Here is a 13408-nt window from a genome sequence, read left to right on the forward strand (position 1 = left end):
CACACTAATCTTATTTTACATAAAATTATCTCTTTGAATCAATAATGATGATTACTTGTTGTTAAAATTATACGAGCAATTTTGAAATTTCCGCACTAACTTAAGGAAAGTTTCTAAGAATACTTTGTATTTGAACTCAAATCATCCTTATTGTTTTTTTTATATAGTTTATTTCCTCTTGTTTTGTCGAATATGAAAACGATAAACTATTAATCCGATTCCAAGGAGAACCAGGACTCCCAGTCCAATCATAGGATACAAAGGAAGCTTGTTGGTTTCTTTCAGTAGTGTTTCTGTATTGAGCTTGGTATCAATCGTATTAAAGCTATCTCCTGCTTTCTCAATGATATCCTGTTTTAGAGCTTTGAGGGACTTGACAAGGTTTTTATCAGAGCTTAGCTGACTATTAGAAAGCTTACTAGCAAAATCAACTAATTGTTTGGTTTGTTCATCCGTTATAGCGTCCTCTAGTTGGTAGTTTTTTAGAATCTTTGAAACCAGTTTTTGGAAATCTTTCTTCTCGAGCTTTTTGTCTTGATTGCTTCCTGTTAGCGCTGCGATTTTAAGATCGATGACAGCTACATTGAGTTTATCTTCATGAAAGTCTTTTTTACGGGCACTGTCTTTATAGATGGTTGCAAGCAGGGATAATTCTTCCTGAGCAAATGTTTTGTTTTCATCAGATATGGTGCTACCATTTTGCTCAAGGGAGTATGCTACCGCTGCAAGGGCACTCAGGCCTGATGCTTCTATTGGAGACGCAATCGTGATATCCGCATGCTCTAGCCCAAGAGTGGTCAGTGCATTGCGATGCATATCCGCTGTTACTTCTGTTATATTTTGAGGAGTGACAATGTGCACGCTAATAGGCGCTTTCTTGGCTTGTTTCTGTAGTTTAACGGAGGAATAATGATCTCCATTCTCATCGATCCTAAAACTTGTATAAGCAGAAGGGTTCATGGTTTTCCATTCCTTCTCTTGTTCCTCGTTATACATCAAGAGACTGAGGGTTTGCCCGACTTCGAATTCATTCAATGATGATCCGATGACATAGTCAGGTTGCTTGTATTTTTGATCAATAACTTTCTGAATGCTTGAGTTGGCAAATGCCGTCGAAGAGCTTGCAAGAAGTGCAAACCAGCTAGCGATAAAGATTCCAATAAATTTCCTGACTGGTTTCATACTTTTTCTTAACTCCTTCTAGGATATTAATACGCTATCGGACAATAAAAAGGAAGCAGATTTTATCTCTTTGCCTCCTTTTTAGTTTACCCTTTTTATCTTAAGACTGGCTTACAGCTTCTTTAAAAACAGATGACAGTTTGATCTATAAAAAGAGAGTGGGACAGAAATCGGTCATTCGTTAGAATTCGATTTCGTCGTCCCAGCTCCGCACAGTTGAGTAGGGCTTTAAAAGATGATGAAATCAGCATAGTAGAGCCCACTCAACCACTGCATCTTGCTCGATAATCCAAAGACAATTAAGAGGCTAGGACTTTTGTCCCAGCCTCTTAAAGTGCTGTTTATATTAAAACCAAGAAAATAATTTCATGATGAACTGATTCATTTCAACGAGACGTGAATAATAATAATTTCCCCCATTAACGTAGAGCTCTGAGCCATGTAAAAATGAAATAGGATGGAGATAAAGATAGGTCTTCCCTGTGACATTTCCAAGACTCGGTGCAACCACTTCTTTTGAGTATTTACGGGCTAATTCAAGACTATTTTTCCCGCCATTTTTTGCTACATATTCAATGTAATCTTGTCCAAAATTATAAGCTTGAACAGCGGTCCAGGGATCAACCCCCTTCTCTTTTGCTATTCTCAGATTCTCAGAGAGCGTTTGAATCCCCTGGCGAATACTTTCTTTGTTATTGGTGATAGAATTTGTCTGGCCTGTTGCACTTTCGCTGGCCTGCATGACATCATCTTCCTTCCCCTTGGTCTCGGTATAAATCATGGCAAGGATCAGATCTTCATTGGTACCAGTGTCTTCCTCAGCCAGTACTTCACGCACTAAGGTGCGATAAGTCATGACCTGCTTGACATCCCGGTGTATCTGATAGCCCTTGTATATGAAAAAGACGAGCAAGAGGCAAAAGAAAATTTTCATTATTCGTTTCATCATTATTTATTCTGAATGTCCTCTATATTCTTGATGAGGATCGAGTAGGTCCCATTCTCATTCTGGATAAACTCTACCGATTCAGCATCTTCGTAAACATGGTTAGGAACTAAAAGCTCAATCCCGTTTGAAAGGGAGAGTTTTTGGTTCTCAAATTTTTTTAATTGGCGACTGGCATCTATTTCATCAAAGCGAACAGGATCAGGAATGGACTCTTTTACTTGATCGACAAAACTGAGTCGAGCTGTTAAATTGTTATCAAATAAATCATTAGCTAACTTCTCTGGAGATAGCTCATTCTCTTCTTCCAGTTGGTTGAAAATAGCTGATTTAACCTTGGATTGGAACTGAAAATCGTCTTGTTGGAAATTCTCAGCAATCCGTTGGGCCGTTTTCTCTATTTCTTTGATTGACTTTTTAGGAGAAATCTTCGGTTGGGCCTGGAGGAGATTCTCAGAGAAATAGTTCAAGAACGTTCCGTTGTACTTGATCCGTTTTTCAATCAAGTGGTACTTACGGCTTTGAAGATTAATGACCAAGGCTTCGTCGGCACCAGTACCAAAACCAGGCAGATTGTTTTGCGTCAGTTTGATCGGATTGTCCACTTCACCTCCAAGATGGGTCAAGGTTTCCCGTAAAGCGATCCGGAGGAAGGCAAAGTGGTCCACCCCTTCTTTTGAGAATTGAATAAACACCAAATCATTGGTTTTTTGATTCTCAGAGATGAGAAATTCTTCCTTCCAGCGGTTCGCAACTACTACTGAAGTTTCTAGTAAATCATCTGAAATCATCTCAAGAAAAGGATTATCCTCTTCAAAAATACCGGTCTTGGCCTCATCGGAGTATACCCGTTCAATCTTTTTGCGCAAATATTCCTCAATTTTAGGTGTGATATTGAGGAATTTGTCCGCCAGGTAGAGATCGGTATCATCTGGGCTAAATTGATGAATGATGGCTTTTTTTACATAAATGTCCATAAATTCCTTTAGTCCTCATAGAGTGGGAAGGCATCTGTCAAGGCTTTGACTTGAGCACGTACTTCTTCTAATACAGCTGGGTTATCCGCATTTTTCAATGCTTTGATGATCAATTCAGCTACCGTACGGCTTTCTTCTTCTCCCAAACCACGGGCTGTGATAGCTGCTGTCCCAATCCGAATCCCACTGGTCTTAAATGGTGACAGGGTTTCATATGGGATGGAGTTCTTGTTGAGTGTAATGTTGACCTCATCTAGTAAGTTTTGAGCCACTTTTCCATTTTCAACGACTTTCGTCACATCGACAAGGAAAAGGTGGTTCTCTGTTCCGCCTGAAATGACACGGAAATCTGGATCTTGCAAGAATACATCAGCCATAGCCTGGCTGTTTTTAATCACGTTAGCTGCATACTCTTTAAAGGCAGGATCGAGGGCTTCTTTGAAAGCAACAGCTTTGGCTGCAACGACATGCTCTAGTGGTCCTCCTTGGATACCAGGGAAGATGGCAGAATTAATCTTTTTAGCCAATTCCTCGTCATTGGTCAAGATCAGGCCACCACGAGGTCCACGAAGGGTCTTGTGAGTGGTTGTGGTCGTGATATGTGCGTAAGGAACTGGACTTGGGTGAAGACCTGCTGCTACTAAACCAGCAATATGGGCCATATCGACCATGAGCTTAGCTCCTACTGCATCCGCAATCTCACGGAATTTTGAGAAATCAATGATGTGAGAGTAGGCTGAAGCACCTGCTACAATCAACTTTGGCTTCACTTCTTGAGCTTGTTTCAAGATAGCATCAAAATCCAAGAGTTCAGTTCCCGGATCTACACTGTAAGATACAAAGTTGTAGGTTTGACCCGAGAAGCTCACAGAAGCACCGTGAGTCAAATGTCCACCGGCAGCTAGATCCATCCCCATAACCGTATCTCCTGGCTCAATCAGAGCCATATAGGCAGCACAGTTGGCCTGACTACCTGAGTGAGGTTGAACATTGGCAAATTTAGCCCCAAAGATTTCCTTAGCGCGTTCGATGGCGAGGCTTTCGACGATGTCTATGACATCAGTCCCACCGTAGTAACGACGTCCCGGATATCCTTCTGCGTATTTATTGGTCAGGATAGACCCTTGGGCAGCCATAACCGCCTTAGAGACGACGTTTTCAGAAGCAATCAACTCAATGTTATTTTGCTGGCGTTCCTCTTCTTTCGCAATGGCATCCCATAGAGCTGCATCATATGCTTTGTAATCTTCTTTGTCAAAAATCATAGGTCTTCTCCTTAAATAAATTTTATAAAACGTTTTTGTAGCTTGTCACAGGTATAACCGACCTGTTCGTAGAAGGCATGAGCTCCAATACGATGGTCTGCAGAGTTTAAACGTATAAACTTGTAGCCACGTTTTTCGGTTTCCTGTTCGAGTCCTTCAAGCAAAGCTTTTCCGATTCCTTTACCTTGCATTTGGCGTAAGACTGCTAAAGCCAAAATATTAAATCCTGCATTGGAATAGAGGGATTCGTAGACTTCTGCATGGACATAACCAAGTAGGGCATGACTTGCTGGATCCTCATAACCTAGTAGGAAGTGATGGGGGTCTTGAGACAACTTAGCCAGTTGACTAGCTGTTTCCTCTGGACTAAAATCATAACCTAAAGCCTCTTTGTTAATCTCATAAATAGATCCAGTATCTGTTGGTTTCAAAGCACGTAGCATATCAGACCTCCTCAAAAGGGATTGCAGGTATCTTGGTAAGGATATCTTCTCGTGTAATCGCTCCTTGACGTAGAATCTTCACCTTGTCGCCTGATAAGTCTAAAATAGTCGAATCTTGTCCAGTTAGAAAGCTATCGTCTTCAAGTCCTATCACTCCATGACCAAGTTCTTTAAGAATTTGCTGGCACTGGGTCCCACTAGCTTTCCCAGAGAGGTTGGCAGAAGGTCCAATCAAGGGACCCGCTTTACGAATTAATTCCAATGTTTTTGGATGAGCTGGCATCCGAAAACCAACCGTAGCCATCCCAGAATTAATCCAAGCTGGTACTTCTTCATTGGCTTCGAGAATGATGGTTAAGGGTCCTGGCAAAAAGGTTGCAATTAGTTTTGATAGATAAGGTGGTTGATTTTTCGAATAAAATCGAATGTCTTCTTCACTGGAAACATTGAGGTTCATAGCCTTTTCACGAGGCCGTTGCTTTAGAGCGTATACCTGATCAACCGCTGCTTCATCCAGTGCCTTTGCAAAGAGGCCATAGACAGTCTCAGTCGGTAAGACAACTGCATGTCCGGTTTCTAATTCTTTCTCAAATGGATCCATTGTCTACTACTACCATTCTATCTTGTCCAAATTGGTCTTTCAGCACTCGAACTTGTTTGTCAGGAAATGCCGTTTGAAAGAGCTCTTTTACCTTGTTACCTTGCTTATAGCCGATTTCTAGATAGATTTTTCCTTCTGGTCTTAATACACTCGGTGCTTGTTGAGCAATCTTTTCGTAGATGGCATATCCATCATGATCAGCAAAGAGAGCCAAGTGGGGTTCAGAGGCTAAAACGTTAGCTCCAACTTCTTCTACATCGTCCCGCGAGATATAAGGAGGGTTGGAAACAATCAAGTCGTAAGGACCTTCTAGATCATCCAGTATATCTGAAGACTTGAATGAAAGAACTGCTGCTAACTGCTGGGCATTTTCTTGAGCAAGCTCCAAGGCATCTTCTGACACATCACTGGCTTGAACCTGCCAATTAGGTCTAGCAAGGGCTAAGCTAATGGCAATGGCACCACTTCCAGTTCCGATATCCAGAACTCGTAAGGATTCCTTATCGTTTTCCTCAAGAATGAGGGTAACGAGTTCTTCTGTTTCAGGTCTAGGAATCAGCACGCGCTCATCAACTGTAAAAACATGGCCACAGAATTCTGCGCTCCCAATAATATACTGGGCAGGGACGTGATGTTTCAGCTGCTCAAAGATAGAATCCAGCAAGGCCTGATCCTCTGCTTCCACTTCTTTTTGCAAGGCAAGGACAAAGTCCGTAAAGGTCCAATTTTTTAAAGCACGATATGCGAAGGAGAGGCTTTCTGCTTCCTCTCCAACGGCTATTAATGCTTCTTCATACTGGGCTAATAATTGTCCCAACAACATTATTTGTTCAACTCTTCTAGTTTTTGAGTTTGATCATACAAGACCAAAGCATCGACCACTTCATCCAATTTACCAGATAAGATGGTATCAAGTTTTTGAAGGGTCAAGCCAATCCGGTGATCCGTCACACGGTTTTGAGGGAAGTTGTAAGTCCGGATCCGCTCTGAACGGTCACCTGTACCGATGGTTGACTTCCGTTCAGCATCCTGCTCGTCTTGGGCGATCTGAGCAAAGTGGTCAGCCACACGCGCACGGATGATCTTCATAGCTTTTTCACGGTTCTTCTGTTGCGTCCGTTCTTCCTGCATTTCTACCTTGATGTTGGTTGGCAAGTGGACGATTCGAACGGCTGTTGCAACCTTATTGACGTTCTGTCCACCCGCACCAGATGCGTGGTAGATATCGATCCGAAGGTCTTTTGGATCGATGTCGTACTCGACTTCTTCGATTTCTGGCATGACCAGAACGGTTGCTGTCGATGTATGGACACGACCTTGGCTTTCCGTCACAGGAACGCGTTGCACCCGGTGGGCACCCGATTCGTACTTGAGTTTTGAGTAGACAGATTGACCAGAGACCATGGCCACTACTTCTTTGATCCCACCAACACCATTGTAGGATGCTTCCATGACTTCAAAGCGCCAGCCTTGGCTTTCCGCATATTTTTGGTACATCTGCAAGAGGTCACCGGCAAACAACTGGGCTTCGTCCCCTCCTGCTGCTCCACGGATTTCCAAGATAATGTTCTTGTCATCGTTTGGATCTTTTGGAAGAAGCAAAATCTTCAGTTTTTCTTCATACTCTTCCTTTTCAGCCTTAGCATCTTTGAGCTCTTGCTTGGCCATTTCTTCCAAATCTGCATCGCCGCCTGATTCCTTGATCATTTCTTCAGCATCGACGATATTTTGGAGTACTTGTTTGTATTCTCGGTAAGCTGTTACCGTGTCACGAGTGGAAGCCTCTTCTTTTGAAAGCTCCATAAAGCGTTTGGTATCAGAGACCACATCTGGGTCACTCAATAACTCTCCTAACTCTTCGTATCGGTCTTCTACAGCTTGTAGTCGATCATAGATATTCATGTTGTCTCCTTAAGATTTCTGTTCTGGCTTGATTTCTGGATTAAAATAATGTTTGCGGCAAACGGAGATATAGGTCTCGTGTCCACCGATTTGGATCTGCTCTCCATCGTAGACGGGTTTACCCGCTTGAGTGCGCAAGACCATGGTCGCTTTGCGAGAACAGTATTGGCAGATGGTCTTGATCTCCTCAATCTTGTCTGCTAGCAAGAGCAAATGTTTGGAACCTTCAAAGAGTTCATTTCGGAAATCATTTTTAAGGCCAAAAGCCATAACCGGCACATCTAGTTCATCTACAACTCTAGCTAAATCATAGACATGGTGTCGTTTTAAAAACTGTGCTTCATCGACCAAGACACAGTAGGGTTTCTCTTTCAGACTTTGGATATAACCGAAGACGTCTGTATCGTCTTCGATCGCAATGGCTTCCCGTTTCATACCAATCCGGCTAGAAACAACTCCAAATCCATCGCGCGTATCGATTGCTGAGGTCATGATAACGACGCTTTTTCCTTGCTCTTCATAATTATGGGCTACCTTCAAAATTTCGATGGTCTTACCAGAATTCATCGTCCCATATTTATAATATAATTGTGCCATTTTCCTTCTGTTCTCTCTAAAATGTGTTTCATTATATTATAACACGGGCAGTAAATTAGGGCAACTTATAGAGAGGTTCACCATTGGATGATGGACTATGGACGTAGAGTTCTACGAAGCCTTGTTTTTCCTGTTTGCACTAGCAAAAATTTCACTCTGTTGCCACTTCATTTTTGTTATTTGAGAATAAAAAAAGCGTCTATCATTTCCCTGACAAAATGACAAACGCATAGTGAGAGACCACTTCTCACAAATTAATTATACCATAATAAGTGAAGTTATGTAAGTAGGTAGTACTAAATATTGGTAAAAAATTTTTATATGGTTATTAAACTTATACTCGCAACATCTACATAGACTCCTCCTTTTCATATAAAATGTGATAAAATAAGGTTAAGATTTATAAAGGAGGTGGCGCAATGCCATTTGTACGTATTGATTTATTCGAAGGGCGCACCTTGGAGCAAAAGAAAGCTTTGGCCAAGGAAGTAACCGAGGCTGTCGTTCGGAATACAGGTGCTCCGCAATCTGCTGTTCATGTCATTATCAATGATATGCCTGAAGGAACCTACTTCCCTCAAGGTGAAATGCGCACTAAATAAGAGAGTGGGACAGAAATCGGTAATTCGTTAGAATTCGATTTCGTTGTCCCACCTCCGCACAGTTGAGTAGGGCTGTAAAAGCTGATGAAATCAGCGTAGGAGAGCCCACTCAACCACTGCGTTTTGCTCGATAATCCAAAGATAATTGAGAGGCTAGGACTTTTGTCCCAGCCTCTTTTAGGAATTTTGGTATTTCTTTTGTATCTGCCATAGTCGAAGTTGGTAGCAGATTCCACTAACGACAATGCTAGAAATTAAGCCAATCCAGTAAGCATACGGACCTAGGTTGGTGACATGGTCTAAAAAGATCCCCAATGGAATAGAGACACACCAGTAGCTAAAAACTCCGAGCAAGAAGGGAACAGTGGTGTCCTTGTAACCCCGTAGAATCCCTTGAATCGGTGCTGCGACCGTATCCGCTATTTGGAAAAGGAGGCTATAGGTCATGAAAATAGCTGTCTGGTGGATAAATTCCGGATCAGTGCCATAGAGCCCTGCTACTTGATAGCGATAAAGATAGAGGAAGCTAAGGGTAAAGAAGGCAAACCCAAAGGCTGTCCATCGTCCAATCCTGCAATATTGACGAACCACATCGGGACGCCCAGCCCCAATCTCGTAGGACACAATAATAGCCATGGTATTGGAGATGCTAGCTGGAAAAGCATACATCATGTTTGAAAAGTTCATAGCAGATTGGTGACTAGCAATGGTGAGTGATGGGAATTTAGCCATGAGCAAGCCCACTACTGAGAAGATGATGACTTCTGCAAACACAATCCCCCCAATCGGTAAACCTAGGCGAATTGTCTCTTTCATCTCTTTGAAATTGATAGGTTGAACCTTCCAAAGTTGGTAGATAGCTACTTTCGGATGATTGAAAAGGATCAAAAAGGCAATGATGAGGAGGACCCAGTAAGCCAAGGAAGTCCCTAGTCCCGCTCCTGCTCCTCCTAGCTCAGGTAGACCAAAAGCTCCATAAATCAACATATAATTAAAACTAGCATTTAAAGGCAATAAGAGGAGCATGAGGTACATGGACAAGCGAGTGAGACCCAAAGTATCCAGCAAGGAACGGACCACACTAAAGAGTAAGAGAGGCAAAATTCCTAGAGAGAGAAAGGCTAAGTAATGGGTTGCAATCCCCTCTACGACACTTTCTAAACCAATTTTACTTAAGACAATCGGTGCAATCAGCAAGACAAAAGCGATCAAGAGGACAGCCATCATAAAAGAGAGATAAATGAATTGATAAAAATCAGAAGCGATTCTTTTTTTATTCCCCTGCCCTAAATGATGACCAATAATGGGCGTTAAAGCAGATACAATCCCGGTTAAAAAGGTAAAGAAGGGATTCCAAAGACTGGTGGCGGTTGACACGCCAGCTAAGTCCAAGGTATTGTATTGTCCTGTCATGGCTGTATCAACAAAACTAGCAGAATAGTTGGCTAGTTGATAGACCAGGAGAGGGATAAATAGACTGATAAACAAACGCAAGCGCTCTTTAAAATGATGGGTTAGATACACGGATGATACTCTCTTCTTGTCAATTTGAAATTTTCTCTTACCACTCTACTATATGTCACCTTAAATGTCAAAATAATTAAAAGAGAGTGGGACAGAAATCGGTAATTCGTTAGAATTCGATTTCGTCGTCCCACCTTCGCACAGTTGAGTAGGGCTGTAAAAGCTGATGAAATCAGCGTAGTAGAGCCCACTCAACCACTGCGTCTTGCTCGACAATCCAAAGACAATTGAGAGGCTAGGACTTTTGTCCCAGCCTCTATTTAGATTATTTTTTGTTGCGGTTCAAGATGGCGTTGAGAATAATTGCCAAGACGCTGGCAACAACAATTCCATTTGCAAAGAACATTTTAAATGCACTTGGAAGGCCGTTAAAGAGAGTACTATTGTTCAAACCGACTCCTGCTGCTATCGATACAGCCGCGATGAGGAAATTGTGCTCATTGTGTTCAAAATCGACACGAGCCAGAATCTGCATCCCCTGAATAGATACAAAACCAAACATAACCAGCATGGCTCCACCAAGTACTGGACTTGGAATGATTTGTGCCAAAGCTCCAAACTTAGGAAGGAGACCAAGGAGAACGAGGAAACCAGCTGCATAGTAGATTGGAAGACGAGTCTTGATACCAGACAATTTCACCAAGCCTACGTTTTGTGAGAATCCAGTGTAAGGGAAGGTATTGAAGATACCACCGAGAAGTACGGCCAACCCTTCAGCGCGGTAGCCATTACGGAGGCGCGTGCTATCAATTGGATCTTTTGTAATATCCGAAAGTGCAAGATAAACACCAGTCGATTCCACCATTGAAACAGTTGCGATGATACACATCATAACGATTGAGGTGATTTCAAACTTAGGAGCTCCAAAGAAGAACGGTGTTGGAACATGAAGAATAGGGGCCTGATCCACGGGCGTGAAGTCCACCAAGCCCATAGAAGCTGCAATAGCTGTCCCAACGATCAACCCAATCAAAATAGAGATGGATTTGATAAAGCCTGTCGTATAGATATTAACCACGAGAATGATGAGAATGGTAATCACGGCCAAAAACAAACTTTGAACCGTTGGTTCTGCTGCATTGTTTCCCATGTTCCCAATCGCAACTGGAATCAAGGTCAAACCGATTGTGGTAATGACAGATCCTGTCACAATAGATGGGAAGAGGTTGGCAATTTTAGAGAAGAAACCTGAGACCAGAACGACGTAAATCCCGGAAACAATCAAGGCTCCAAACATAGCCCCACTACCATGGCTAGCCCCAATCATGCTAAGAGGTGCCACGGACTGGAAGGCCACCCCGAGGACGACCGGTAGACCAATCCCAAAATATTTGTTTAACTGCAATTGCAGGAAGGTGGCTACCCCACACATAAAGATATCTGTAGAGATCAGATAGGTTAGTTGGTGGGCATTATAGCCCAAAGCGCCCGCAATCATAATCGGTACTAAAATAGAACCCGAATACATGGCCAATAGGTGCTGCAAGCCTAGAATGGCTGCCTGTGAATGATTTTCTTGCTTTTGCATTAGATGTCTGCCTCCTTGAATACAACTTGACCATTTTCAAAACGGTCCAAACGAGCTAGGGATACAACAGGGTAGCCGAGTTCTTCTAACAGTCCACGGCCTTCTTGGAAGGATTTTTCAATGACGATTCCAACTGCTTCTACACGTGCCCCAGCTTGTTCGATAATCTGGATCAAGCCTTTAGCAGCTTGGCCATTTGCTAGAAAGTCATCAATGATCAAGATGCGATCATCTGGTGATAAAAACTTGCCAGCAATGGAAACGGTACTGGTCACTTGCTTGGTAAAGGAATAGACTTCTGCTGTCAAAATCCCTTCATTCATGGTAATATTCTTGGCTTTTTTAGCGAAGATCATAGGAAGTTCCAAAGCTTCTGCCACATAGAGGGCAGGAGCGATTCCGGAAGCTTCGATGGTGACAACTTTAGTCAGTCCAGCATCTTTAAATCGATTCGCAAAAGCCTTCCCAACTTCTTTCATCAACTGGTAATCCACTTGGTGGGTCAAGAAGGAATCGACCTTGAGGATATTCTCTCCCAGGACATTTCCGTCTTTCAATATGCGTTCTTCTAATAATTTCATGTTTTCTCCTAAACAGTTTGGAACAAAAAATAGAGACTTACCAAGTAAGCCTCTACAGAATCCAAGTATTCCTGGATCAATCTAAGACTTACTTATTGTTAGGTGTTCCGGCACCTTGTAGAGACCTTGCGCCAATCCGCAAGATAAATAAGTAATTGTAGTTTTAATGAGAGTCACCATTCCAGATAGAATTCTTTACGATGACATAATCGACATGCTTGAGATCAGCAACCTTGCGACCTCCAGCATAGGAAATAGAACTTTGCAAGTCTTGCTCCATCTCCGTCAAGGTATCTTGCAGGTGACCTTTGGCTGGTAGGAGGATTTTCTTACCTTCAACATTTTTATAGGCCCCTTTTTGGTACTCAGAAGCAGATCCATAATACTCTTTGAAGGATTCCCCATCGACTTCAACGGTTTTACCTGGGCTTTCAATGTGTCCTGCAAAAAGCGAGCCAATCATGACCATGCTAGCACCAAAGCGAATGGATTTAGCAATATCTCCGTGCGTCCGAATCCCCCCGTCCGCAATAATCGGCTTGCGAGCTGCTTTTGAACACCAACGAAGGGCTGCTAACTGCCAACCGCCAGTACCAAAGCCAGTCTTCACTTTGGTGATGCAGACCTTACCAGGACCGATCCCGACCTTGGTAGCATCCGCTCCAGCATTTTCCAACTCACGAACGGCCTCTGGTGTTCCGACATTTCCTGCGATGACAAAGGTATCTGGCAACTCCTTCTTGATATGCTGGATCATTTGGATCACACTATCTGAGTGACCGTGAGCGATATCGATGGTGATGTATTCAGGCGCATCGTCCTTGAGTTGAGTCACAAAGTCGTACTCATAGTCTTTTACTCCAACTGAGATAGAAGCAATTAAACCTTGATCGTGCATGCGTTTGATAAAAGGGATTCGACCAGCTTCGTCAAAGCGGTGCATAATGTAAAAATATCCCCCTTTAGCCAGTTGCTCGGCCACATCCTCATCGAGGATAGTCTGCATGTTGGCAGGTACGACTGGCAACTTGAAAGTGTGATTACCAAACTGAACTGACGTGTCAGCTTCTGCACGACTTTTGATAATGCACTTGTTAGGGATTAATTGAATATCTTCGTAATCAAAGATTGGAAATTCGTTTAACATACGGATTGAAATCTCGTTTCTAAATTTTAAATCGTGATGGTTCATCACTACGCCTTCCGACGTTTCCATTCAAGATTATAACAAAGATACGGAGTCGATTCAATTAGAATGCT

At 42.6% G+C, this 13408-nt stretch carries 14 protein-coding genes and 1 riboswitch; of the genes, 1 reads left to right on the top strand and 13 read right to left on the bottom strand.

The genetic code is table 11. From position 1 onward, the window contains the following. Positions 1-168 precede the first annotated feature (168 nt). The 9 genes from QM873_RS03375 to QM873_RS03415 all read right to left on the bottom strand — a co-directional run bounded on the left by QM873_RS03375 (position 169) and on the right by QM873_RS03415 (position 7913). A complete protein-coding gene (locus tag QM873_RS03375) occupies positions 169-1182 on the bottom strand; it encodes a DUF1002 domain-containing protein (RefSeq protein WP_414278794.1) in 1014 nt (337 codons plus the stop codon). A gap of 346 nt (positions 1183-1528) precedes the next feature. After that, positions 1529-2131: a lysozyme family protein gene (locus QM873_RS03380; RefSeq protein WP_414278795.1), complete on the bottom strand. Its 603-nt coding sequence runs from the start codon at positions 2129-2131 to the stop codon at positions 1529-1531. After that, on the bottom strand, positions 2131-3105 hold the full coding sequence (locus QM873_RS03385; RefSeq protein WP_414278796.1) for a nucleoid-associated protein: 975 nt from the start codon (positions 3103-3105) through the stop codon (positions 2131-2133). Before QM873_RS03385 ends, QM873_RS03380 begins: the two co-directional genes overlap by 1 nt. Before the next feature lie 8 nt (positions 3106-3113). Next, complete coding sequence (gene glyA / locus QM873_RS03390) at positions 3114-4370, bottom strand: serine hydroxymethyltransferase (protein WP_414278797.1); 1257 nt, start codon at positions 4368-4370, stop codon at positions 3114-3116. Between the two features lie 11 nt (positions 4371-4381). Next, the gene (locus QM873_RS03395; protein WP_414278798.1) at positions 4382-4813 is read right to left on the bottom strand and encodes a GNAT family N-acetyltransferase; all 432 of its coding nucleotides are present in this window, start codon (positions 4811-4813) and stop codon (positions 4382-4384) included. Position 4814: 1 nt separating this feature from the next. Next, entirely contained in the window at positions 4815-5414 is a 600-nt protein-coding gene (locus QM873_RS03400) for an L-threonylcarbamoyladenylate synthase (RefSeq protein WP_414278799.1), read from the bottom strand. After that, the gene (gene prmC, locus QM873_RS03405; RefSeq protein WP_129822050.1) at positions 5401-6237 is read right to left on the bottom strand and encodes a peptide chain release factor N(5)-glutamine methyltransferase; all 837 of its coding nucleotides are present in this window, start codon (positions 6235-6237) and stop codon (positions 5401-5403) included. Before prmC ends, QM873_RS03400 begins: the two co-directional genes overlap by 14 nt. Continuing rightward, on the bottom strand, positions 6237-7316 hold the full coding sequence (gene prfA, locus QM873_RS03410) for a peptide chain release factor 1 (protein ID WP_414278800.1): 1080 nt from the start codon (positions 7314-7316) through the stop codon (positions 6237-6239). The genes prmC and prfA overlap by 1 nt, the downstream gene beginning before the upstream one ends. Before the next feature lie 9 nt (positions 7317-7325). Beyond that, complete coding sequence (locus QM873_RS03415; protein ID WP_414278801.1) at positions 7326-7913, bottom strand: thymidine kinase; 588 nt, start codon at positions 7911-7913, stop codon at positions 7326-7328. Positions 7914-8332: 419 nt separating this feature from the next. Between QM873_RS03415 and QM873_RS03420 the strand changes: the two genes are divergently transcribed. Further along, the gene (locus tag QM873_RS03420) at positions 8333-8515 is read left to right on the top strand and encodes a 4-oxalocrotonate tautomerase (protein WP_001117401.1); all 183 of its coding nucleotides are present in this window, start codon (positions 8333-8335) and stop codon (positions 8513-8515) included. A gap of 177 nt (positions 8516-8692) precedes the next feature. Here the strand turns inward: QM873_RS03420 and QM873_RS03425 are convergent, their stop codons facing one another. The 4 genes from QM873_RS03425 to guaC form a co-directional block, all read right to left on the bottom strand. Beyond that, the gene (locus QM873_RS03425; RefSeq protein WP_414278802.1) at positions 8693-10039 is read right to left on the bottom strand and encodes an MATE family efflux transporter; all 1347 of its coding nucleotides are present in this window, start codon (positions 10037-10039) and stop codon (positions 8693-8695) included. A 265-nt stretch (positions 10040-10304) separates the two neighbouring features. Next, positions 10305-11567 carry a nucleobase:cation symporter-2 family protein gene (locus QM873_RS03430; protein ID WP_023026827.1) on the bottom strand — a complete coding sequence of 421 codons (1263 nt, stop codon included), beginning with the start codon at positions 11565-11567 and terminating at the stop codon, positions 10305-10307. Continuing rightward, positions 11567-12148, bottom strand: coding sequence for a xanthine phosphoribosyltransferase (locus tag QM873_RS03435; RefSeq protein ID WP_006596339.1), 582 nt, complete (start codon positions 12146-12148; stop codon positions 11567-11569). The genes QM873_RS03430 and QM873_RS03435 overlap by 1 nt, the downstream gene beginning before the upstream one ends. Positions 12149-12223: 75 nt before the next feature. Beyond that, positions 12224-12319: riboswitch (purine riboswitch) on the bottom strand. After that, positions 12312-13295, bottom strand: coding sequence for a GMP reductase (gene guaC / locus QM873_RS03440; protein ID WP_023023279.1), 984 nt, complete (start codon positions 13293-13295; stop codon positions 12312-12314). Its footprint overlaps the riboswitch before it by 8 nt. Positions 13296-13408: the final 113 nt, after the last annotated feature.

The organism is Streptococcus australis (genome assembly GCF_047463015.1).
Taxonomy (GTDB): domain Bacteria; phylum Bacillota; class Bacilli; order Lactobacillales; family Streptococcaceae; genus Streptococcus; species Streptococcus australis_F.

Coding starts and splice junctions, on each gene's coding strand:
- prfA (WP_414278800.1), bottom strand. CDS start 7,316: ATGAATATCTATGATCGACTACAAGCTGTAGAAGACCGATACGAAGAG.
- prmC (WP_129822050.1), bottom strand. CDS start 6,237: ATGTTGTTGGGACAATTATTAGCCCAGTATGAAGAAGCATTAATAGCC.
- glyA (WP_414278797.1), bottom strand. CDS start 4,370: ATGATTTTTGACAAAGAAGATTACAAAGCATATGATGCAGCTCTATGG.
- QM873_RS03380 (WP_414278795.1), bottom strand. CDS start 2,131: ATGATGAAACGAATAATGAAAATTTTCTTTTGCCTCTTGCTCGTCTTT.
- QM873_RS03395 (WP_414278798.1), bottom strand. CDS start 4,813: ATGCTACGTGCTTTGAAACCAACAGATACTGGATCTATTTATGAGATT.
- QM873_RS03430 (WP_023026827.1), bottom strand. CDS start 11,567: ATGCAAAAGCAAGAAAATCATTCACAGGCAGCCATTCTAGGCTTGCAG.
- QM873_RS03435 (WP_006596339.1), bottom strand. CDS start 12,148: ATGAAATTATTAGAAGAACGCATATTGAAAGACGGAAATGTCCTGGGA.
- QM873_RS03420 (WP_001117401.1), top strand. CDS start 8,333: ATGCCATTTGTACGTATTGATTTATTCGAAGGGCGCACCTTGGAGCAA.
- QM873_RS03385 (WP_414278796.1), bottom strand. CDS start 3,105: ATGGACATTTATGTAAAAAAAGCCATCATTCATCAATTTAGCCCAGAT.
- guaC (WP_023023279.1), bottom strand. CDS start 13,295: ATGTTAAACGAATTTCCAATCTTTGATTACGAAGATATTCAATTAATC.
- QM873_RS03375 (WP_414278794.1), bottom strand. CDS start 1,182: ATGAAACCAGTCAGGAAATTTATTGGAATCTTTATCGCTAGCTGGTTT.
- QM873_RS03415 (WP_414278801.1), bottom strand. CDS start 7,913: ATGGCACAATTATATTATAAATATGGGACGATGAATTCTGGTAAGACC.
- QM873_RS03400 (WP_414278799.1), bottom strand. CDS start 5,414: ATGGATCCATTTGAGAAAGAATTAGAAACCGGACATGCAGTTGTCTTA.